The sequence below is a fragment of the Phenylobacterium sp. genome, assembly GCF_035539035.1.
Lineage (GTDB): Bacteria > Pseudomonadota > Alphaproteobacteria > Caulobacterales > Caulobacteraceae > Phenylobacterium.
In genome coordinates this window covers 181,987-203,380 of sequence record NZ_DATLJI010000016.1, presented here as the reverse complement: position 1 = coordinate 203,380, position 21,394 = coordinate 181,987, and the positions used below count along the sequence as shown (strand labels likewise).

Below are 21,394 nucleotides of genomic sequence, written 5' to 3'. Positions count from 1 at the left end.
GATGGTCCAGCCCTCCGACATCCACCCGCACATGGAAGTCGTCGGTTCAGACGGCGATCACGTCGGCAAGGTCGATCACCTGATGGGCGACGAGATCGAGCTCAGCAAGCTCGACCTCACCGCCGGCCTCAAGCACCACATGGTGCCGCTGAGCTGGGTCGACCGGGTCGAGGACGACAAGGTCTGGCTCAACCGCACCAAGGAGGCCGCGACCGCCGCCTGGAAGATGCGGATGTAACGCGCCCTATCGCACGTTGGCGCAGAACCGCTGGATGCGGCCGCAGGCGTCCTCCAGCACCGCGTTCGAGGTCGCGTAGCTGATCCGGAAGAACGGCGAGAGCCCGAAGGCCGCGCCGTGCACGACCGCGACGCCTTCCGCCTCCAGGAGCTCGGTGGCGAAGTCCTGGTCCGAACCGATCGTCCGGCCGCTGGGCGCGGTCTTGCCGATCAGCCCTTCGCAGGACGGATAGACGTAGAAGGCGCCCTCCGGCGTCGGGCACTTGATGCCGCTGGCCTGGTTCAGCATCGAGACCACGAGGTCGCGGCGCTGCTCGAACAGCCTGGCGTTCGGCTTGATGAAGTCCTGCGGGCCGTTCAGGGCCTCCACCGCCGCCCACTGCGAGATCGACGAGGGGTTGGAGGTGGTCTGGCTCATGACCTTGGCCATCGCCTTGATCAGCTCTTCGGGACCGCCGGCGTAGCCGATCCGCCAACCGGTCATGGCGTAGGCCTTGGAGACCCCGTTCATGGTGAGGGTGCGGTCGTAGAGGGCCGGCTCCACCTGGGCGATGGTGGTGAACTCGAAGTCGCCGAACACCAGGTGCTCGTACATGTCGTCGGTCAGGATCCAGACCTGCGGGTGGCGCAGGAGGACGTCGGCCAGCGCCTTCAGCTCGGCGCGGGTGTAGGCCGCGCCCGACGGGTTGGACGGCGAGTTCAGCAGGATCCACTTGGTCTTCGGCGTGATCGCCCGCTCGAGGTCGTCCGGGCGCAGCTTGAAGCCGGTCTCGGCGCTGGTCGGCGCGGCCACCGGCGTGCCGCCGGCCAGCAGCACGATATCCCAGTAGCTCACCCAGTAGGGTGTTGGCACGATCACCTCGTCGCCCGGGTTCAGGGTCGCGATCATGGCGTTCCAGATCACCGGCTTTCCGCCCGGCGAGACGTTGATCTGGCTGGGCTTGTAGGTCAGGCCGTTCTCGCGCTGGAACTTGGCGCAGATGGCCTCCTTCAGCTCCGGGATGCCGTCGACGTTGGTGTACTTCGTCTTGCCGTCGCGGATGGCCTTGACGGCCGCTTCCTTGATGTTGTCCGGCGTGTCGAAGTCGGGCTCGCCCGCCGCCAGGCCGATGACGTCGCGCCCCTGCGCCTTCAGCTCGCGCGCTTTCTGGTCCGCCGCCAGGGTGGCGGACGGCTTCACGCGGGATAGGGCGGCGGACTGGAGCGACATGGCGGAGCGGGTCCCCTGTGGGTCGATGCTGCACTGCGGGGGCCGGGTTTAACCCAAGCCGGCGCTGCGGCAAACCGCCGGTTCCCCGGAACGGCCGCTTTCGTCCTCGCGTTTGCCGGTGAGCCACAGGAGGCGATCATGCGACGCGTGCTGCACGCCCTGGGGCTCTGCCTCGTCCTCGCCGCCTGCGGGCGGGAGGCGGCCGCCCCCGAACCGGTCGCGGCGGCGCCCGAGCCTGCGCCGGCTGCGGGGCCCGCGCCCACCACCGCCGTCACCGCCGACGTCGCGCAGCCGGCGGCCTACGTCGGTCGCTGGGCCGCGACGCCGGCGCTCTGCGCGGAGGGCGCCTGGATGTTCGAGCCGGGGCGGGTGGCGACCGCGGGCGAGGTGAGCTGCGACTTCACGACCGTCACGCCGCAGGCGGCCGGCTACCAGGTCGGCGCCAAGTGCCTGGCGGAAGGGACGGCCGAGCCGCAGACCTTCCAGCTGGCGCTGGCCGGCGCGGGGGCGGCGCAGCGCATGACCGTGACCGGCGGCCCGTGGTCGGGGCCGATCACCCTCATGCGCTGTCCGGACGTCACACGAAGTTCAGGAGGCTGATGTCGGCCAGGGTCCGGCCGACCAGCATGAGCTCGACGTCGGCGCCGTCGCTGGAATCGCCGTTGGTGTCGGCGAACACCCACACGTCGTCGCCCACCTGCGCGGCCACGTACTGCGCGCCCGTGAACATGATGTGCTCGTTGGCGGTCTGCAGGGCGCGCTCGTAGGTCTCCGCCGTGAACTCCGAATATTGCCGCGGCAGGATGGTGTAGATGCTGACCTGTGCGAACGACAGGCTGTCGCCCGCCTCCCAGTCGGCGATCAGGTCCGCCATCCCCTCGCCCGGGCGGGCGTTGGAGGTGAACTCGAACCGGTCGCGCCCCTCGCCGCCGTAGAGGACCGTGGCGTCGGCGGCCGCCGAGATGATGGTGTCGTTGCCCGCATCGCCGTGGGCCAGCGCGTTGCCCGGCATGTACATGACCAGGGTGTCGTCGCCGTCGCCGCCGAGCAGCAGGTCGTCGCCGCCGTTGGAGTAGATCTGGTCGTTGCCGGCGCCGCCGAAGACGGTGTCGTCGCCGCCGCCCGCGTGGATCTCGTCGTCCCCGAGGTCGCCGAACAGCAGGTCGTCACCGTCCTTGCCGCCGATGAAGTCGTTGCCCTGGCCGCCGTAGAGGATGTCGTTCCCGTCGCCGCCGACGAGTTCGTCGTCCCCCTGGTTGCCGTGGGCGAAGGAGCCGCGGGTCTCCCGGAACGTGGAGACGTTGATCACGTCGTCGCCCTTGCCGCCGTAGACGGTGTTGGACCCCGCGCCGCCGTTCAGCACGTCGTTGCCGCTGTTGCCCTGCACGATGTCGTCGCCGGCGCCGGCGTCGACGGTATCGGCGCCCGGGCCGCCGTAGAGGCCATCGTGACCGGCCCCGCCGATCACCTGCTCGTCGCTGGTGTCGCCGATATAGAGCTTGTAGCCGTCGGCCATGACCGCGCGCCCCGCGCGGGCGAGCTGGGTCAGCTCCACGGCGAACTTCACGGTGCGATCGCCGAAGGTGACCAGGATGCTCGGCACTTCGGGCGTGAGGATCAGCGGGTCGTAGGACTGGTAGACGACGCTCACCCGACTCGCCGGACCGCCGGCGAAGGTCAGGGTGTCGAGGGCGCCGATGTTGAGCGCCTGCTCGGGCGTGATGGTTTCGAAGGCGTAGGTGGCCACTGTGGAATCTCTCTCGAAGAACGTCCCTCTCGGCCAAAGCGTGGCCGTAACGGCGCTATCTGGCCCGTGTTGCGTAAAAACGCAACAAACAAAAACGCAACAGGCGGCGCGCTATAGGATGTTGCTCGAATCCAGACTGGCGAGAGTCCGGCCCACGAGCACAACCGTGGAGCCGATGGAATTCGCGCCACCGATGTCAGCGAAGATCACGACATCGGCCCCAACCTGGATGGCCACTACGTCGATCGAGCCCTGAAGAACGGTGGTCGCGTGGCTAATGGCGGACGCGTAATCCGCAGCCGTCCCCTGGCCGTAAGCATGCGTGCCGATCGCGGCCCACTGGAAGGAGATCCGGTCGTCGGCCCCTGCCCAGTCGAGGATGCGGTCCGGCTGGCCGGAGGCGGTCCCGTTGTCTCCAGCGCCGAACACGAACACGTCGGCCCCAGCGCCGCCACTCAGCGCATCTGCGCCTCGGCCGCCGCTCAGGGTGTCGGCGTCGTCGCCGCCGCTGAGGGTGTCGTTCCCAGTGTTCCCTAGGAGGGAATCGAGGCCGGCGTCTCCGTCGAGAACCGTGGATGCAGCTCCGGCGGCAAGGGTGTCGTCTCCGGCGTCGCCGGAGATGCGGGAGCCACCGGTGAGCTTATCGTTGCCAAGCCCGCCCTCGACCGTGTGAGAGTCCACCGCTGTCACAGTGTCGTCACCGTCGCCGGCCGCCACCGTGCCGGCGCCGGGGCCACTGACGGTGATATGGTCGCCACCTCCGCCCCCATCGATGACATTCTGGCCGCCGGGATCGCTGATCGTGTCGCCACCGTCGCCGCCAAACAGGAAGTCCGCGCCCGTTCCCCCGGTAAGCAGGTCGATCCCGACGCCGCCCTCCAGGCGGCTGGCGCCCGGCCCACCGGAGAGGGTGTCGTTCCCTTCACCCCCGGACAGGGTGTTGCCGCCGGCGAACGCGGCCAGACTGTCGTTGCCATCGCCGCCGTCCAGCAGGTCGCCCACGCCGAGCCGGTTCCCCTGGCTCTGGATCGTGTCGTCGCCCACGCCGCCGAAGAGTTCGTCGCGCTCGGGGCTGAGGGAGATCAGCACGTCGTTTCCCTGGTCCCCCCAGATCAGGTTCTCGGCGCCTGCGACGCCGCCCTGACTGCTGAGGGAGGAGGCGGTTATCCGGTCGTCGCCGTCGCCGCCCCGCACGCTGTTGACGCCGCTCGTGCCCGCGACAATCACGTCCGCCCCGTCTTCACCGAGCAGAAGACCCGAGCCTTCGATATAGTCGTTGCCGAGGTTGCCGTTGATGAAGTCGACCCCACCACCCGATGAGAGCCGGTCATCGCCCTGGCCGCCGAGCAGGGTGTCGTTGCCCGTCGACCCCTGAATAGTGTCCAAGCCTTTGTTGCCCTGGACAAAATTCTGACCTGCGGGTGATCCGCCGACGAAGTAGAAGTTGATGTGGTCGTTGCCCTGGCCCCCGTAGATCGTGTTGCTGCTGTTGGCGTGCGCCCAGATGGTGTCGGAGCCTTGATTGCCTTGGATCAGGAAGGCGCCGCGGGCGGCCGTGAACTCGTCGTCCCCCGCGCCGCCGTAGATGGCTCCGCTGCCGATTTGGGCGCCCTGATCGCGGCCGTTGTCGGTATCGTCTCCGATGTAGATCGTGGTGCCATCCTGAAAGGTGAGACCGCCTTGCCGGCTGATCACGGACAGGTTGGCGCCGAACGTCACGGAATGGTCGCCGACGATCATGGTGACGGCGCCGTCGGGCAGATAAAGGATCGTGGTCTGGCGGGCGGACCCGGACGAAACGGTGACCCGATCGGTCTGGGCGATTGCGATGGCCTGCTCGGCTGTGATCGTCTCGAAAGCGTACGTCGGCATGGAGTCCCCGCGTTGCATGCGGCATCCGAGACGCTGGGGCACCCAGAGACGCAACCTTGGCCATAGCCTAGTCTGCGGCACCGGAGGGCGCCAAGGCCACGCTTGACCCGCCATCGCTGATCGGCGACCTCAGCGGCGATGCGCCGCCTCCTGCAGTTCCTGACGGACATGGACGCCAAGGCCTGGCGGGCGCTCGCGGTGTCCTTCGTCCTGTTCGGCGGGGTGGGCGTCGTCTTCCTGTTCGGGGCCCAGGTGCTGGGCTTCGACGGCGAGGCGGCGGTCGAGACCTGGCTCGGCGCGGCGAGCGGCGCCTGGGCCCTGCCGGTGGCGGTGGCCGCCTTCGCGATCCTGGCCTTCGTGGGCGTGCCGCAGTTCATGCTGATCGCGGCCGCCGTGGTCGCCTTCGGACCGGAGACCGGCTTCGCCTACTCCTGGATCGGCACCATGGTCTCGGCCGCGGTGGGCTTCTTCATCGGCCGCCTGGCCGGGGCGCGGGTGCTGGAGACCTTCTCGGGCGAGGGGCTGCGCCGGTTCATGAAGCTCGTGGGCCGCAACGGCTTCTACGCCAGCCTGATCGTCCGCCTCGTGCCCTCCGCCCCGTTCATCGTGGTCAACATGGCCGCCGGGGTGACGCCGATGCGGCTCTGGCACTTCCTCGCCGGCACCGCGATCGGCATCGTCCCGAAGATCGTGCTCACCGCCTTCGCCGGGGCCTCCATCGTCGACGTGATGAAGGGCGAGGACGGCCACAACGTCCTGTGGCTGGCGCTGATCGTGGCGCTGTGGCTGGTGATCGGCTGGTACGCCCGCAAGTGGCTGCGCAGCCGGGAGGACCGGGTGGAGCGGGAGGAGGGGTGATGCTGAAGCTGTTCCATTCGCCGGGCTCCTGTTCGCTGGCGTCGCTGATCGCCCTGGAGGAGGCCGGCGCCGCCTACGAGGTGGTGCGGACCAGCACGCGCGACGGCGACCAGCGCAGGCCCGAGTACCTGGCCATCAACCCCAAGGGGCGGGTGCCGGCCCTGGTGACGGACCGGGGCGTGCTGACCGAGAACGTGGCCATCCTCAGCTACGTGGCCCAGGCCTGGCCGGAGGCGGGGCTGGCCCCCGCCGACCCCTGGGGTTTCGCCCAGGCGGTGTCGTTCAACAGCTACCTGGCGTCCACCGTGCACGTGGCGCACGCCCACAAGCACCGCGGCTACCGGTGGGCCGACACCGAGGCGGCGTTCGAGGACATGCGCCGAAAGGTCCCTCAAACCATCGCCGAGTGCTTCCGGCTCATCGACGCCGAGCTCCTGAAGGGGCCGTGGGTGCTGGGCGAGGCCTATTCGGTCTGCGACGGCTATCTCTTCACCCTGGCCGACTGGCTGGAGGAGGACAGCGTGGACCCGGCGCAGTTTCCCCGCGTGCTGGATCACCGGGAACGGGTCCGGGCGCGGCCGTCGGTGCAGCGGATCATCGCCGCGGGGCACATGAGCCACTGAGTCATGGCTGGGCGGGGGCAAAATCTGCTTCCCGAGCGGCGTAAGGCCGCGCTTAGGGGAACAGTCTTGCGAGTGGCGCCCGGATTCGGTTAGAAGCCTCGCATGCGCACGCGGCTCGACAGCCTGCTTCTCCTTTCGCTGGGGCTTAGCCGCCCCTGGGCGCCTCTCTAGGCACGCGAGACTTCGCGGCCGGGCGCTCAGGGGTTTCAAACCCTCGCCCGTCCAACCGAACACCCCGCGAAGAGATCTCCACATGACCGTCCCCGCTTCGGAAGCCGTATCCGCGACCGCCGCCCGTTCCGACCAGGACCGGGTCATCATCTTCGACACCACCATGCGCGACGGCGAGCAGTCGCCCGGCGCCTCCATGTCGCTGGAAGAGAAGATCGAGCTCGCCAAGATCCTGGAGGAGATGCGCGTCGACGTGATCGAGGCGGGCTTCCCCATCGCCTCCAACGGCGATTTCGAGTCCGTCCGCGCCATCGCCGAGATCGTCACCGAGAGCACCGTCTGCGGCCTGGCCCGCGCCGGCATGGCCGACATCGACCGCTGCGCCGAGGCGCTGAAGAAGGCCAAGCGCGGCCGCATCCACACCTTCATCTCCACCAGCCCCGTCCACATGAAGTGGAAGCTGCAGATGGAGCCGGAGCAGGTGCTGGAGATGGTGACCCGCTCGGTCGGCCATGCCCGCAACCTGTGCGATGACGTGGAGTGGTCCGCCGAGGACGCCACCCGAACCGAGCGCGACTTCCTGTTGCGCTGCGTGGAGGCGGCCATCAAGGCGGGGGCCACGACGATCAACCTGCCGGATACGGTGGGCTACACCTATCCCAGCGAGTACGCCGACCTGTTCCGCGACGTGATCGAGAACGTGCCGGGCGCGGACAAGGTGATCTTCTCCACCCACTGCCACAACGACCTGGGGCTGGCGGTCGCCAACTCCATCGCCGGCGTCCAGGGCGGCGCGCGGCAGATCGAGTGCGCCGTCAACGGCATCGGCGAGCGGGCCGGCAACGCGGCCCTGGAAGAGATCGTCATGGCGCTGAAGGTGCGCGGCGACCGGCTGCCCTACTTCACGGGCGTCGAGACCCAGCACATCACGCGGGCCAGCCGCTACGTCTCGGCCATCACCGGCTTCCCGGTGCAGTTCAACAAGGCGATCGTCGGCAAGAACGCCTTCGCCCACGAGAGCGGCATCCACCAGGACGGGATGCTGAAGAACGCCGAGACCTACGAGATCATGAAGCCCGAGGACGTGGGCCAGATCGAATCCAACCTGGTCATGGGCAAGCACTCCGGCCGCCACGCCTTCCGCGAGAAGCTGAAGGACCTGGGCTACGAGCTGGGCCAGAACGCGCTGAACGAGGCCTTCCAGCGCTTCAAGGATCTGGCCGACAAGAAGAAGCACGTCTTCGACGACGATATCGTGGCCCTGGTGGACGACGCCCTGGCCAGCGCCGCCGACCGCGTTCAGGTCAAGCACCTGCGGGTCATCGCCGGCACCGAGGGGCCGCAGGAGGCCTTCCTGACGGTGACCATCGACGGCGAGGAAAAGTCGGCCAACGCCACGGGCGACGGCCCGGTGGACGCGGTGTTCAACGCCATCCACGCGGTGGTGCCGCACGACGCCATCCTGCGCCTGTTCCAGGTGCACGCGGTCACCGAGGGCACCGACGCCCAGGCCCAGGTTTCGGTTCGCCTCGAGGAGGACGGCCGCATCGCCACCGGCCAGGCGGCCGACACGGACACCCTGACCGCCTCGGCCAAGGCCTATGTGAACGCGCTCAACAACCTCATGGCCCGCAAGGAAAAGAGCGCGCCTGACGCCCGGGTGGCGAGCGGGTTCTGACGCCCACCGCTCATCCCGGCGAAAGCCGGGACCCAGGCGGACTCTCCACAGGCTGGACCTCAGCTTGGATTCCCGGCTCGGTCTCCGCGGCTTCGCCGCTCCGCTGGCCGGGGACGAGCGGATTTGTGCGGAATGCTCTGGATCATCATGACCGCAGCGGCCGCGCCGCTGCAGGTGGCGCGCAATGCGCTGCAGCGCGGGCTGGTGGGCGACGCCGGCCCGTGGGGCGCGACCCTGGTCCGCTTCCTGTTCGGCCTGCCGTTCTCGATCGCCCTGCTGGCGGTGGTGTGGGCGCTCACCGACGCGCCGCAGCCGGACCCGTCGCCGCGGTTCTGGATCGGCGCGGCGCTGGGCGCCCTGGCGCAGGTCGGCGCCACGGGGGCGCTCCTGATGGCCATGCACCGGTCGGGCTTTGCCGTCGCGACCATGATGCAGCAGGCCTCGCTGCCGTTCGCGGCCCTGCTGGGCTGGCTGGCGCTGGGCGACCGGCTCGCCGCCGCGGCCTGGGCCGGCGTGGCGCTGACGACCGCGGGCCTCGTCGTACTCTCCTGGCCGAAGCGCGGGGCGGGGCAGGGCGCGCTGACCGGGGCCGGCCTCGGGCTGCTCTCCGGCCTCTGCTTCGCCGTCGCGCTGAACGGCTACCGGCAGGCGGGCCTGGCGCTGGAGCCGGACCATCCGATCTTCTCCGCGTCCGCGGCGCTGGTGGCCGCCCAGCTCATGCAGTCACTCGTGCTCACCGCCCTGCTGGCGGCGACCCGCCCGGCGGCGCTGAAGGCCGTGGCCGCCTCCTGGCGCTCGTCGCTCGGGGCGGGGTTCTTCGGCTCGGCCGCCTCGGCCTGCTGGTTCGGGGCGCTGGCGCTGGCGCCGGCCGGACCCGTGCGGGCGGTGGGGGTGATTGAGGCGCCGATCGCCGCGGCCGCCGGCCATCGGCTGTTCAAGGAGAAGCTGTCCCTGCGCCAGTGGGTCGGCGGGGCTCTCGCCGCCGGCGGGGTGGTGATGACGGCGCTGGGCTGAGGCGCCACCATGGCGGCATGATCGACCGCCGCACGCTCACCGCCGGCCTGGCCGCCGGCTTCCTGCCCGCCGCCGCGGAGGCGGCCGCCCGCTGGCAGGCCTGCGCCGACGTCCCCTGGCCCGTGCAGGAGGTCTATGGCGCGGCCTTCCGCGGCCAGGTGGTGATCGCCGGCGGCATGGCGCCGGGCGCCCAGGGCCTGCGCGGCGGGATCAACCCTCAGGACCGCATCGGCCTCTACGACCCGAAGGCCAACCGCTGGCGCGAGGGGCCGAGGCTGCCGTTCCCGCGCCACCACCCGGTGCTGGCCGTAGCTCGCGACCGGCTCTACGCCTTCGGCGGCTTCCGGGTGACGGACCAGGGCGGCTGGGTCGCCATCCGCGACGCCGTGGCCTTCGACGGCGCCGCCTGGACGCCCGCTCCAGAGATGCCGCAGGTCCAGTGCGAGACCGTGGCCGTCACGCTCGGCGACCGCATCCACATCGCCAGCGGCCGCGCGCCGAAGGGCGAGGCCAACCGGCAGTGGACCGACCACGGCGATGTGGCCACCCACCAGGTGTTCGACGCCCGCACGCAGCGGTGGGAGACCGCCGCGCCGTGTCCCCTGGCCCGCAACAGCGCCACCGGCGCCGCCATCGGCGGCTTGTTCTACCTGGCCGGCGGGCGGCGGGTCGGCGGCGGCAACTCCGCCCAGCTGGACCGCTACGATCCCAGGACCGACCGCTGGGAGACGCTGCGTCCGATGCCGCGCCCGGCGGGCGGGCTCGGCGGCGCCGCGGCCGGCGGCAAGCTCTATGTCTTCGGCGGCGAGGGCGGCCCCGGCGTGATCCCCGACGCGTGGGTCTACGACCCGCGGGCGGACGCCTGGACGGCGCTGCCGCCCATGCGAACGCCGCGGCACGGCCTGGCCGGCGTCGCGGTGGACGGCCGCATCTATGCGGTGGGCGGCGGAGTGAAGGAATCCGGCGGGCAGGTGAGCGCCGTGTGTGAGGCCCTGATCCGGGCCTGAACCGCCTTGGCGAGCGGCGATTCCGCGCTGTAGTAGAGACCCATGCAGTCCCGGCGCGCCGCCTTGCAGTTGGCCATCGCCGCCGCCCTGGCGCCGCGGGCGGCGCACGCCCAGTCCGCTCCCGCCGTGGCGGCCGCAGCCGACCTTGCCGACGCCCTGCCGGTCGTCGCAGCCGCGTTCCACAAGCGCACCGGCAAGTCGGTGCGGCTGGTGTTCGGCCCCAGCGCCGCGCTCGCCAACCAGATCCAGAAGGGCGGGACCGCCTACGAGCTGCTGCTGGCCTCGGACGAGAGCTATGTGCAGCGCCTGGAGCGTGCGGGCCGCACGGCCAATTCCGGCGCGCTCTACGGCATCGGCCGCATCGGCCTGTTCCTGCCGAAGGGCTCCAAGATCCGCGCCGACGGCCGTCTGCGGGACCTGGGGGCGGCGGCGAAGGATGGGCGGCTGCAGCGGCTGGCCATCCTCAATCCCAGCGGCGGTCCCTATGGCCTGGCCGCGAAGGAGGCGCTGACCCGGGCTCGCGTCTGGATGAACGTGCGCGGCAAGCTGACCCTGGGCGAGACGTTGGGCCAGACGACCCAGCACATCACCTCCGGCGGCGTGCAGGCGGCGATCATCCCGATGACCCTGGCGCGGACGCCCAGGATCGAGACGGCGGGGACCTTCAGCCTGATCCCTGCCGAGTGGCACCATCCGCTGCGCCAGCGAGCGGTGCTCCTGAAGGACGGCAGCCAGACGGCGGAGGCCTTCTACCGGTTCCTCCGCGACCCCGAGGCGCGCGCCGCCTTCCGCCGCTACGGCTTCGTCCTGCCCGGAGGCAGGTGACGCCGTTATGTAGTTCAGCTACATAACGCCCATGACCGCGCTCAGCGCCGCCCTTTCGCTGGCCCGTGACGGATCGCGGGTCGGAACCGAGCGCATCGCGCTTCTCGAGGCGCTGGGCGAGCTGGGCTCGATCCGCGCCGCCGCCGAGCGCGCGGGCGTGAGCTACAAGGCCGCCTGGGACGCCGTGCAGGCGCTCAACAATCTCTTCGACGCCCCCCTGGTGGCGGCCCGCGCCGGCGGCCGGAGCGGCGGGGCGGCGGAGCTGACGCCCCGCGGCCGCGCCGTGGTGGCCGCCTTCCGCCGGGTGGAGACGGAGCTCGCGGGCGTCGCCGAGCGCCTGGAGCGCGGGCTGGCCGACGACGCCGGCGCCCTGTTCTGGAGCCTTGGGATGAGGACGAGCGCGCGCAACGCCCTGCGCGGCGTGGTGACCCACGTGAACGCCGCCACGGTGAACGCCGAGGTGACGCTGGAGGTGGCTCCGGGCGTGAGCATCACCGCGGTGGTCACCCGCGAGAGCCTGGACGAGCTGGGCCTCGCGCCCGGCCGCCCTGCGGTCGCCCTGATCAAGTCGAGCTTCGTCGTGCTGGCCAAGGGGGAGGGGCTGATGACCTCGGCCCGCAACCAGCTTGCCGGGCGCATCGTGCGGCGCGAGGACGGCGCCGTGTCGAGCGAGATCGTCCTGGAGATCGCCGAGGGCAAGACGCTGACCGCCGCCATCACGCGCGAGAGCGCAGAGGCCATGGCGCTCTCGGTCGGGGACGCGGTGACGGCCCTCGTCAAGGCGCCGCACGTCATCCTGGCGGTGGAGTAGGGATGCGCGCCGGTCTGCTCGCCGTCCTGGCGATCCTGCTGTTCGGCCCGGCCGCGGCCTGCGCGCAAGGCGCGCCGACGGTGGCGGCGGCCTCCGACCTGCAGGCCGCCCTGCCGCAGGTGGCAGAGGCGTTCCAGCGGAAGACCGGCCGGTCCGTGCGCCTGGTGTTCGGCTCGTCGGGCAGCTTCACCCAGCAGATCCAGAACGGCGCGCCCTACGAGGTCTTCCTGTCGGCGGACGAGGGTTATGTCCGCACCTTGCAGAGGGCGGGCCGGACCGACGGCGCAGGCGAGCTCTACGCGGTGGGGCGCATCGGCATCTTCACGCCGCGGGGCTCGCCGGTGCGGGCTGACGCGGGCCTCCGCGACCTGCGCGCGGCGCTGCGGGACGGCCGGCTGAGGAAGCTCGCCATCGCCAACCCGGCCCATGCCCCCTACGGCCGGGCGGCGCGCGAGGCGCTGCAGCGGGCGGGGCTGTGGACCGCCGCCGAGCCCCGGCTGGTGTTGGGCGAGAACGTTTCCCAGGCGACGCAGTTCGCCACGTCGGGCGCGGCCCAGGCCGGGATCATCCCGCTGTCGCTGGCGACGACGCCGCAGGTGAAGGCGGCCGGGACCTTCGTCCTGCTGCCCGCCGACTGGCATGCGCCGCTCCGTCAGCGGGCGGTGGTGCTGAAGGGCGCCGGGCCGACGGCGCGGGCCTTCCACGATTTCCTGCAGGGGGCGGAGGCGCGGGCGATCTTCGCCCGCTACGGCTTCAGCCTGCCCGGGCGCTGACGTGGACTGGGAAGCCTTCCGCGTCTCGCTGAAGCTGGCCGGCTGGACGGCGGCGATCCTGCTGCCGCTGGGGCTGGTGCTGGCGCGCACGCTCGCGTTCCGGCGCGTGCCCGCCAAGGGGCTCTGGGAGGCGTTGGTGGCCGCGCCCCTGGTGCTGCCCCCCACCGTGCTCGGCTTCTATCTGCTCACCGCCTTCGGTGCGAACTCCGCTTTCGGGCAGGCGTGGACCGAGGTGTTCGGCCGGCCGCTCGCGTTCAGCTTCGCGGGCCTGCTCGTCGCCTCGGTGATCTTCAACCTGCCGTTCGCCGTCCAGCCGATGCAGAGGGCTTTCGAGACCCTGCCCACCGACGTGCGGCAGGCGGCGTGGGTGAGCGGGCTCTCGCCCTGGCGGACCTTCTGGCGCATCGAACTGCCGCTTGCCTGGCCGGGCGTGCTGTCCGGGCTGGCGCTCACGTTCGCGCACACGCTGGGCGAGTTCGGCGTGGTCCTGATGGTGGGCGGCTCGATCCCGGGCGAGACCCGCACGCTGTCGCTGTCGATCTACGACCGGGTGCAGGCCTTCGACCACGCCGCGGCCGGGACCATGAGCGCGGCCCTGCTGGCCTTCTCGGTGGTCACCATCGCCATCGTCTACGGCCTGGGCGGGCGGGTGGGGCGGCGGCATGGCTGAGGGGCTTCAGGTGGCGCTGCGCCAGGCCGGGCCGATCCCGCTCGACCTGCAGCTGGCCTGCGCGCCGGGCGAGGTGCTGGGCGTCGTGGGGCCGTCCGGCGCCGGCAAGACCACCCTGCTGCGCGCCGTGGCGGGACTCTATCGCGCCAGGGCCGGCCGCATCGCCTGCGGGGGGGAGGTGTGGTTCGACAGCGCGGCGGGCGTGGACCTGCCGGCCCACCGCCGCCGGGTGGGGCTCGTCTTCCAGGAACACGCGCTCTTCCCGCACCTCACCGCGCTCGGCAACGTGGCCGCGGCCATGGGTCACGTACCCCGTGGTGATCGGCGGGGCAGGGCGTCCGAGTTGCTCGCCCGGGTCCATCTGGACGGGCTCCAGGACCGCAAGCCCGACGCCCTCTCCGGCGGCCAGCGGCAGCGCGTGGCGATCGCCCGTGCGCTCGCCCGCGATCCCATGGTCCTGCTGCTCGACGAGCCGTTCTCGGCGGTGGACCGGCGCACCCGCACGCGGCTGCACGCCGAGATCGCCGGCCTCCGCCAGGGGCTCTCGATCCCCATGCTGCTGGTCAGCCACGACCTCGACGAGGTGGTCCGGCTTTCAGACCGCGTCGCCGTGCTGGACGAGGGGCAGGTCAGGCTTGTCGGCCGTCCGACAGAAGCGTTGCGAGACCCCATCGCGCGCGACCTGGTGTGGGGCTCATCGCCCGAGGCGCCGGAAGGTGGCGATTCCTAGGCGAACTGCCGAGGTGAAACTCGCGCGCGACGCGAAAGCGCACACCGCTCTTTCACGCTTGAATTCGCCCAAACCACAGGGCAGAGGGGGTACGAACCTGCCAGTCAAGCGGTGCGACTCAGCGCAATCTCCTGCGCAATTCAGGTCGTTCGCTCCAACCGGCGGACCGCACGTTTCAGCCCCCATGCCCCAGGGCCCTGCATGATCCAATCCCTCTTCGGCGCCATCTCCAACGACATCGCCATCGATCTCGGGACGGCCAACACCCTGATCTACATGAAGGGCAAGGGCATCGTGCTCAACGAGCCCTCGGTCGTGGCGCTGCGCAACGTGGGCGGCCGCAAGGTCGTGCACGCGGTGGGCATCGAGGCCAAGCAGATGCTGGGCCGCACGCCCGGGCACATGGAAGCCATCCGCCCCATGCGCGACGGGGTCATCGCCGACTTCGAAGTCGCCGAGGAGATGATCAAGTACTTCATCCGCAAGGTTCACAACCGCAAGGGCTTCGTGAACCCGAAGGTGATCGTGTGCGTGCCGTCGGGCGCCACCGCCGTGGAGCGCCGGGCCATCAACGACAGCTGCCTGAACGCCGGCGGCCGCCGCGTGGGCCTGATCGACGAGCCGATGGCCGCGGCGATCGGGGCGGGCCTGCCCATCCACGAGCCCACCGGCTCGATGGTGGTCGACATCGGCGGCGGCACCACCGAGGTGGCCGTGCTTTCGCTCTCCGGCATCGTCTACTCGCGCTCCGTGCGCGTCGGCGGCGACAAGATGGACGAGGCGATCATCAGCTACATGCGCCGCAACCATAACCTCCTGATCGGCGAGACCACCGCTGAGCGGATCAAGAAGGAGATCGGCACCGCGCGGGCTCCGGCCGACGGCGAGGGCCTGTCGATCGAGGTCAAGGGTCGCGACCTGATGCAGGGCGTGCCGCGGGAAGTGCGCATCTCCGAGAAGCAGGCGTCGGACGCCCTGTCGGAGCCGGTCGGCCAGATCGTCGACGCGGTGAAGATGGCGCTGGAAGCCACCCCGCCGGAGCTTGCCTCCGACATCGCCGACAAGGGCATCATGCTGACCGGCGGCGGCGCCCTGCTGCGCGGCCTGGACGCCGAGATCCGCGACCACACCGGCCTGCCGGTGACCGTCGCCGACGATCCCCTGAGCTGCGTCGCCCTGGGGTGCGGCAAGGTGCTCGAGCATCCGAAATGGATGAAGGGCGTGCTGGAATCCACGCTAGCCTAGCAACCTAACGACTCGGCGCGATGGGGCGGCCGGGGGGCGCTCGCAGACGAGGCTTAGGTGTCCTTACGGGACAGTCCGCTTGGTGAACTGAAGGTCCCGCTGACCTGGACGGCGGCCGTGGCGCTGATCGTGGCCGGGGTCGCCGCGACGGCCGTGCTGCTGTCGGACCGGCGGGAGACCTTCCAGGGCGAGGCCTACGGCGCGAGCCGCAGCGTCTCCGACCGCGTCCTGACGCCGGTGGGCGAGGTGCTGTCCGCGCCTGGTCGCTGGACCGGCGCCGGGGTCGACAGCGTCCGCGGCTATTTCTTCGCCGTCTCCGAGAACCGCCGGCTGAAGGCCGAGCTGCGCGAGATGCGCCAGTGGCGGGACGTGGCCATCGCGCTGCGCGACACCAACGAGCGCTACCGCACCCTGCTGGGGCTGAAGACCGATCCGCCGATCCCGATGGTGGCGGCCCGCATCGTCACCGACAGCCGCGGCCCCTACGCCAACACCCGCCTGGCCAACGCCGGGCGCGAGAAGGGCGTGAAGCCGGGCAATCCAGTGATGAGCGAGCATGGCCTGGTGGGCCGGGTGATCGGCGTCACGGACGGCGCCAGCCGTATCCTGCTGCTCACCGATATCGCCTCGCGCACCCCGGTGATGATCGACCGCACCAATTCCCGGGCCATCCTCACCGGCGACGGCGGACCCAATCCCAAGCTCGAGTACCTGCGGGGCCTCGATCCCGTGAAGCAGGGCGATCGGGTGCTGACCTCGGGCGACGGCGGCGTGCTGCCGCGCGGGCTGCCGGTGGGGACGGCGGTGAAGGGCCTGGACGGCCGCTGGCGCGTGGTGCTGGCCTCGGATCGCTCGGCCATCGACTTCGTGCGGATACTGCTGTTCCAGGACTTCACCCAGCTGGTGAACCAGCAGGAGCTGCTGCGGACCGAGGTCCCGCCGCCCACCGCCGGCGCGCCGACCCTGCCGCCGCCCGTCGTCACGCCTGCGCCCAAGATCACGCCGCCGGCGCCCGGAACCGCGACCGCACCGGCCGCCGGCCCCGCGGCGCCCCCGGCCAATGCGCCCGCGGGCGCCACGCCGCCGCGGCCCGCGGCTCCGGCGCCCAAGGCTGCGGCCACCCCGCCGCCGAAGGCCGCCGCCACGCCCGCGCCGAAAGCCGCCGCGACGCCGCCGGCCAAGGCCGCGGCCACGCCGCCGCCCAAGGCTGCCCCGCCCGCGCCCAGGACGGCGACGCCCACGCCCAAGGCGGCGGGGACCACGCCGTGAGCCAGGCCCGGTCGCTCGAACCTTGGCGGTGGCTGGGCGTCCCGATGCTGCAGGTCCTGGCCGCCACCATCCTCTTCGGCATCCCGCTGAGGATCTGGGGCCTGCGCCTGCCCGAGCCGATCTTCCCGCTGGCCGTGGTCTTCGCCTGGGCAGTCATCCGCCCGTCGATCCTGGCGCCCCTGCTGGTCCTGGCGATGGGGCTGTTTCTGGACCTCTTCTGGGGCGGACCGCTGGGCATGTGGGCGCTCTGCCTGCTGATCGGCTACGGCGTGGTGCTGGCCGGCCGCAACATGATGGCGGGCCAGAGCCGGACGATCCTGTGGGCCTGGTACGGGGTGGTCGTCGCCACGGCCATGCTGGCCGGCTACCTGTTCGCCATGCTGGACGCCAAGTCGCAGCCCAGCCTGCTCGCCGTGGGCTGGCAATATCTGGCAACAGTCATACTCTATCCCTTCGCACATCGGCTCATCGACATGTTCGAAGACGCCGACGTCAGGTTCCGCTAGGGGCGCCGGAATGGCCGAACCCGCCATCTACTTTCAGGACGTCAACGAGCGGCAGGGCGTGTTCCACCGCCGGGCCTTCCTGCTGGGCGGCATCGCCGGCCTGGGGATCACCGCGCTCGGCGGGCGGCTGGCCTACCTGCAGCTCCTGGAGACCCAGCGCTACGAGAAGCTGTCGGCCTCCAACCAGTTCAACTTCAAGCTGGTGCCGCCGCCGCGCGGCCTGATCACCGACCGCAACGGCGAGATCCTCGCGGCCAACCGGCCGAACTTCCGCCTGCTCGTCTCGCGCGACGAGGACATGAAGCCCGAGGACACGCTGAAGACGCTGGCCAACTTCGTGCCGATCGAAGAGCCGCGCATGAAGCGCCTGGCCCGCGACATCAAGAACGCCCCCAAGCGTGCGCCGGTGTCGGTGATGGAGGACATGAGCTGGGAGCAGTTCAGCGCCATCAACGTGCGCGCGCCCGAGCTGCCCGGCGTCACCGCGGACATGGGCGAGGTGCGGGTGTATCCGCACGGCGGCGCCTTCGCCCACGTGATCGGCTACGTGGCCAAGGTGAACAAGGACGACATCGAGCCCACGGGCCCCAACGCCGATCCGATCATGCTCCACCCCGGCTTTCGGATCGGCAAGCAGGGGGTGGAGAAGGCCTTCGACCTCGACCTGCGCGGCAAGGCCGGGGCCCAGAAGGTGGAGGTGGACGCCAACGGCCGCGAGGTGCGCCACGATCCCGACGGCGACATCCCCGCCGTGCCGGGCAAGGAAATCCAGCTCACCCTCGATGTCGACGTCCAGAACCGCGCCCTGGAGGTGTTCGGGGAGGAGAGCGGCGGCGCGGTGATGATGGACTGCCGCACGGGCGACATCCTGTGCATGCTGTCCGCGCCCAGCTTCGACGCCAACCGCTTCGTGCGCGGCCTGACGGGCGTGGAGTACCGCTCGCTGGCCAACTACGAGCGCAAGCCGCTGCTCGACAAGTGCCTGTCCGGCCTCTACCCGCCGGGCTCCACCTTCAAGACCATGACGGCGCTGGCGGCCCTGGAGGCCGGCATCGACCCGGAGGCGCGGGTCGGCTGCGGCGGCGGGATGTACTTCGGCGGCCGCTACTTCCACTGCCACAAGAAGGGCGGTCACGGCATGCAGAACATGCGTGACGCCATCAAGAACTCCTGCGACGTCTACTTCTATTCGGTGGCCCTCCGCGTGGGCCCCGATCGCATCGCCAAGGTGGCGCGCGAGTTCGGCCTCGGCCAGACCTTCGACATCGGCATCTCCGGCCAGAAGAAGGGCGTCGTCCCCGATCAGGCCTGGAAGAAGGCCTACTTCAAGAAGGGCGGTCCCGGCGCCCAGAAGTGGTACCCCGGCGAGAACCTCAGCTACGGCATCGGCCAGGGCTACCTGCAGGTGAACTGCCTGCAGCTGGCGGTCATGACCGCGAGGCTCGCCAACGGCCGCAAGGCGCTGAACCCGCGGCTGATCAAGTCGGTGGGCGGGGTGGAGCGGCCGCGCGGCTACGAGGTGCCCGACCTGCCGTTCCCGCAGGACCACATGGACCTCGTCCGCGGCGGCATGGCCGCGGTGACCGAGGCGGGCGGCACCGCCTTCCGCGCCAGCCAGCTGGGCCTCGGAGACATCCTCATGGCCGGCAAGACCGGCACGGCGCAGGTGCGCTCCTACGACAAGGGCGGCCACCGCGGTAAGGGCGGCCCCTGGCGGCTGCGCGACCACGGCTTGTTCGTGGCCTTCGCCCCGCTGGACCAGCCGCGGTATGCGCTGGCGGTCATCGTCCAGCACGGCATGGGCGGCTCGACCGCCGCCGCGCCCCGGGCGCGGGAGATCATGCGCGTGGCCCTGCTGAAGGACCCCGAGCTGATGGGCCGGATCCAGAAGCCGCTGCCGATGCCGGAGCTGCTGCCGGATCCCGAGGGCGACCTGCTGCCCGACGCGCCCATCGTCGCCCAGCCGCCGGTCACCACCGCCGCCGCCGGCCCGGCGCCCGCCACGCCCACGACGCGAGGTCCCGCGTGACCGTCTCCGCCCTGACCCGTCCCGGCGAACGCGACCGGCTGATCGTCAAGCTTAGCGAGGTCGACTGGATCTTCGTGCTCACCCTGTGCCTCATCGCGGGCGCCGGCGCGGTGATGCTGTTCTCCATCGCCGGCTCCTCCTGGGATCCCTGGGCGGCCAAGCACGTCATCCGCTTCAGCATCTGCCTGGCGCTGATGATCGCGCTGGCGATGATCGACATCCGGGTCTGGTTCGCGCTCTCGTACCCGATCTACGCCGCGGGCCTTCTGCTGCTGGTGGCGGTGGAGGCGGTGGGCGACACGCGTCTCGGCGCCCAGCGCTGGCTCTCCATCGGGCCGTTCAGCTTCCAGCCTTCGGAGGTGATGAAGCTCGGCATCGTGATGGCGCTGGCGCGCTTCTACCACGGCATCTCGGCCGACAGCGCCAGGCTCTCCTGGTGGCTGCTGATCCCGGCGGCGATGATCGGCGCGCCGGTGCTGCTGGTGGCCCACCAGCCCGACCTGGGCACCGCCATGCTGATCGCCATGACCGGCGTGGCCATCGTCGTGCTCGCGGGGCTGGACTGGCGGGTGATCGGCGGCGGCATCGCCGCGGCCCTGGTCGCCATCCCGCCGTTCGTGATCTTCGTCCTGCACGACTACCAGCGGCAGCGCGTGCTGACCTTCCTGGATCCCGAGAGCGACCCGTCTGGGTCGGGCTATCACATCCTGCAGTCGATGATCGCGCTGGGCTCCGGCGGGGTGCTGGGCAAGGGCTATGGGCTGGGCTCGCAGAGCCAGCTCAACTTCCTGCCCGAGAAGCAGACCGACTTCATCTTCGCCACCCTGGCCGAGGAGTTCGGCTTCGTGGGCTGCGTCTCGATCCTGATCCTCTACGCCGCGGTGATCTTCATGGCGCTCAGGACCGCCTACATCAGCCACTCCCACTTCGGACGGCTGGCCGCGGCGGGGCTGACGGCGACCTTCACCCTCTATGTCCTGATCAACGGGGCCATGGTCATGGGCCTGGCCCCGGTGGTGGGCGTGCCCATGCCGATGCTCTCCTACGGCGGCACCGTCATGCTGACGGTGATGATCGGCTTCGGCTTGGTGATGAGCGTGCGGGTGCACCGCTACTCCGAGATCACCTCGGGCAAGGGCTCGCTGCTCTGATGCGCGCGACGCTCGCCGTCGCGACCCTTGTCCTCGCCGGCTGCGCCAGCACGATGGATCGGCCGGCGCCCGTGGAGAGATGGGCTGACGCCGGCGTGCTCGCTGTCGAGAAGGTCTGCGAACCGGCGGCGAAGGCGGAGCGGCTGTTCGAGCGCGAATTCGTCGCCGATCTCGCGCCCTACGGCTTCCGTCCGGCGCTTCCCGGCGAGCTCGAGGCGAGGCTGCCGCCGGTTCCGGCGGGGGCGGAGGGCCAGCGCGGCGTCCTGCAGCTGCGGATGCCGGGTGTGAGCGCGCCGGTGATCGTCAATGGCCGCTGGTGCACGGTGGGGCTGGCCGGAGGTCGTCCTTCGGTGGCGTTGCACCGGCGCCTCGTCCAGCGCTTCCAGGCGGCCGGCTGGGCGCCCTTCACCGACACGACGCGACTGGAGGCGAAGGAGACGGTCGAGCGGCGCGCCTACGCCAGGCCGGCGGACCGTTTCGGCCGCCTCACGATCCTGGAGGTCATGCTGCGGGGCCACGTGGACGACAGCTGGGTGGAGCTGACCACCTACGTGATCCGCGATCCGGCCTAGCCGCGCCTAGAACGGCTCGAAGCAGTCGTAATTCCGCTGCCGGCGGATCCTGTCCCCCTCGAACTCGAAGAAGACGGCGAAGCGGGCCTTCATGGTGTCGCCGGGCTTCAGCGAGCGCAGCGGGATCGCCAGCACGCCCCGCCAGATGATCTCGCAGGCGACGGTGTCCCCGGACTCCACCAGGCTGAGGATCTCGTAGGTCTCCGAGCGCATCACGTTCTGCCCCCGCGCGTTGGCCGCCTTCAGGTCGGCCATGGTCCGCGTGGCGCCGGTCGGCAGGAGCAGGTTGGGGAACTCCTCCTGCACGATGTCGTCCGTGTAGAAGTCGAGCACGTCCTTCCGCAGCTCGATGGCCTTCAGATAGGCGCGGACGATCTTGCCCCGGCTCATGGCCGT

At 70.9% G+C, this 21,394-nt stretch carries 21 protein-coding genes and 1 pseudogene; 18 read left to right on the top strand and 4 right to left on the bottom strand.

What is annotated here, in order from left to right:
- Position 1 precedes the first annotated feature (1 nt).
- Complete coding sequence (locus VM685_RS14935; RefSeq protein ID WP_325460966.1) at positions 2-238, top strand: DUF2171 domain-containing protein; 237 nt, start codon at positions 2-4, stop codon at positions 236-238.
- A 6-nt stretch (positions 239-244) separates the two neighbouring features.
- Here VM685_RS14935 and VM685_RS14930 read toward each other — a convergent pair whose 3' ends face one another.
- Complete coding sequence (locus VM685_RS14930; RefSeq protein ID WP_325460965.1) at positions 245-1,447, bottom strand: pyridoxal phosphate-dependent aminotransferase; 1,203 nt, start codon at positions 1,445-1,447, stop codon at positions 245-247.
- Positions 1,448-1,585: 138 nt separating this feature from the next.
- Between VM685_RS14930 and VM685_RS14925 the strand changes: the two genes are divergently transcribed.
- Positions 1,586-2,047: a hypothetical protein gene (locus tag VM685_RS14925; RefSeq protein WP_325460964.1), complete on the top strand. Its 462-nt coding sequence runs from the start codon at positions 1,586-1,588 to the stop codon at positions 2,045-2,047.
- Here the strand turns inward: VM685_RS14925 and VM685_RS14920 are convergent.
- A complete protein-coding gene (locus VM685_RS14920) occupies positions 2,025-3,194 on the bottom strand; it encodes a calcium-binding protein (RefSeq protein ID WP_325460963.1) in 1,170 nt (389 codons plus the stop codon). The two genes, VM685_RS14925 and VM685_RS14920, sit on opposite strands and share 23 nt — an antisense overlap.
- Positions 3,195-3,305: 111 nt before the next feature.
- A complete protein-coding gene (locus VM685_RS14915) occupies positions 3,306-5,066 on the bottom strand; it encodes a calcium-binding protein (protein ID WP_325460962.1) in 1,761 nt (586 codons plus the stop codon).
- Positions 5,067-5,204: 138 nt separating this feature from the next.
- Between VM685_RS14915 and VM685_RS14910 the strand changes: the two genes are divergently transcribed.
- From VM685_RS14910 to VM685_RS14835, 16 genes and pseudogenes are all read left to right on the top strand, one after another.
- Positions 5,205-5,924: a TVP38/TMEM64 family protein gene (locus VM685_RS14910; protein WP_325460961.1), complete on the top strand. Its 720-nt coding sequence runs from the start codon at positions 5,205-5,207 to the stop codon at positions 5,922-5,924.
- A complete protein-coding gene (locus VM685_RS14905) occupies positions 5,924-6,547 on the top strand; it encodes a glutathione S-transferase family protein (protein WP_325460960.1) in 624 nt (207 codons plus the stop codon). The genes VM685_RS14910 and VM685_RS14905 overlap by 1 nt, the downstream gene beginning before the upstream one ends.
- 253 nt (positions 6,548-6,800) lie before the next feature.
- Positions 6,801-8,396, top strand: a complete 1,596-nt coding sequence (locus VM685_RS14900; RefSeq protein ID WP_325460959.1) for a 2-isopropylmalate synthase — start codon at positions 6,801-6,803, stop codon at positions 8,394-8,396.
- Between the two features lie 132 nt (positions 8,397-8,528).
- Positions 8,529-9,410 (top strand): DMT family transporter, encoded by an 882-nt coding sequence (locus VM685_RS14895; protein WP_325460958.1) that lies wholly within the window; start codon positions 8,529-8,531, stop codon positions 9,408-9,410.
- Positions 9,411-9,427: 17 nt separating this feature from the next.
- Positions 9,428-10,417: a Kelch repeat-containing protein gene (locus tag VM685_RS14890; protein WP_325460957.1), complete on the top strand. Its 990-nt coding sequence runs from the start codon at positions 9,428-9,430 to the stop codon at positions 10,415-10,417.
- A 42-nt stretch (positions 10,418-10,459) separates the two neighbouring features.
- Positions 10,460-11,242, top strand: coding sequence for a molybdate ABC transporter substrate-binding protein (gene modA, locus VM685_RS14885; RefSeq protein WP_325460956.1), 783 nt, complete (start codon positions 10,460-10,462; stop codon positions 11,240-11,242).
- Between the two features lie 31 nt (positions 11,243-11,273).
- The gene (locus VM685_RS14880; RefSeq protein ID WP_325460955.1) at positions 11,274-12,053 is read left to right on the top strand and encodes a TOBE domain-containing protein; all 780 of its coding nucleotides are present in this window, start codon (positions 11,274-11,276) and stop codon (positions 12,051-12,053) included.
- A gap of 2 nt (positions 12,054-12,055) precedes the next feature.
- The gene (modA, locus tag VM685_RS14875; protein ID WP_325460954.1) at positions 12,056-12,826 is read left to right on the top strand and encodes a molybdate ABC transporter substrate-binding protein; all 771 of its coding nucleotides are present in this window, start codon (positions 12,056-12,058) and stop codon (positions 12,824-12,826) included.
- A gap of 1 nt (position 12,827) precedes the next feature.
- A complete protein-coding gene (gene modB, locus VM685_RS14870) occupies positions 12,828-13,496 on the top strand; it encodes a molybdate ABC transporter permease subunit (RefSeq protein ID WP_325460953.1) in 669 nt (222 codons plus the stop codon).
- Positions 13,489-14,226 carry an ATP-binding cassette domain-containing protein gene (locus VM685_RS14865; RefSeq protein ID WP_325460952.1) on the top strand — a complete coding sequence of 246 codons (738 nt, stop codon included), beginning with the start codon at positions 13,489-13,491 and terminating at the stop codon, positions 14,224-14,226. The genes modB and VM685_RS14865 overlap by 8 nt, the downstream gene beginning before the upstream one ends.
- 201 nt (positions 14,227-14,427) lie before the next feature.
- Positions 14,428-15,471, top strand: coding sequence for a rod shape-determining protein (locus tag VM685_RS14860; RefSeq protein ID WP_257818622.1), 1,044 nt, complete (start codon positions 14,428-14,430; stop codon positions 15,469-15,471).
- A gap of 57 nt (positions 15,472-15,528) precedes the next feature.
- Positions 15,529-16,575 (top strand): annotated as a pseudogene (gene mreC / locus VM685_RS14855) (rod shape-determining protein MreC); the annotation flags it as partial.
- A gap of 161 nt (positions 16,576-16,736) precedes the next feature.
- Positions 16,737-17,246, top strand: a complete 510-nt coding sequence (locus VM685_RS14850) for a hypothetical protein (protein ID WP_325460950.1) — start codon at positions 16,737-16,739, stop codon at positions 17,244-17,246.
- Positions 17,247-17,256: 10 nt separating this feature from the next.
- Positions 17,257-19,275 (top strand): penicillin-binding protein 2, encoded by a 2,019-nt coding sequence (gene mrdA / locus VM685_RS14845; protein WP_325460949.1) that lies wholly within the window; start codon positions 17,257-17,259, stop codon positions 19,273-19,275.
- On the top strand, positions 19,272-20,426 hold the full coding sequence (gene rodA / locus VM685_RS14840) for a rod shape-determining protein RodA (protein WP_325460948.1): 1,155 nt from the start codon (positions 19,272-19,274) through the stop codon (positions 20,424-20,426). The genes mrdA and rodA overlap by 4 nt, the downstream gene beginning before the upstream one ends.
- Positions 20,426-20,998 (top strand): hypothetical protein, encoded by a 573-nt coding sequence (locus VM685_RS14835; protein WP_325460947.1) that lies wholly within the window; start codon positions 20,426-20,428, stop codon positions 20,996-20,998. The genes rodA and VM685_RS14835 overlap by 1 nt, the downstream gene beginning before the upstream one ends.
- Before the next feature lie 6 nt (positions 20,999-21,004).
- Here the strand turns inward: VM685_RS14835 and VM685_RS14830 are convergent, their stop codons facing one another.
- Positions 21,005-21,388: a nuclear transport factor 2 family protein gene (locus tag VM685_RS14830; RefSeq protein WP_325460946.1), complete on the bottom strand. Its 384-nt coding sequence runs from the start codon at positions 21,386-21,388 to the stop codon at positions 21,005-21,007.
- Positions 21,389-21,394 lie beyond the last annotated feature (6 nt).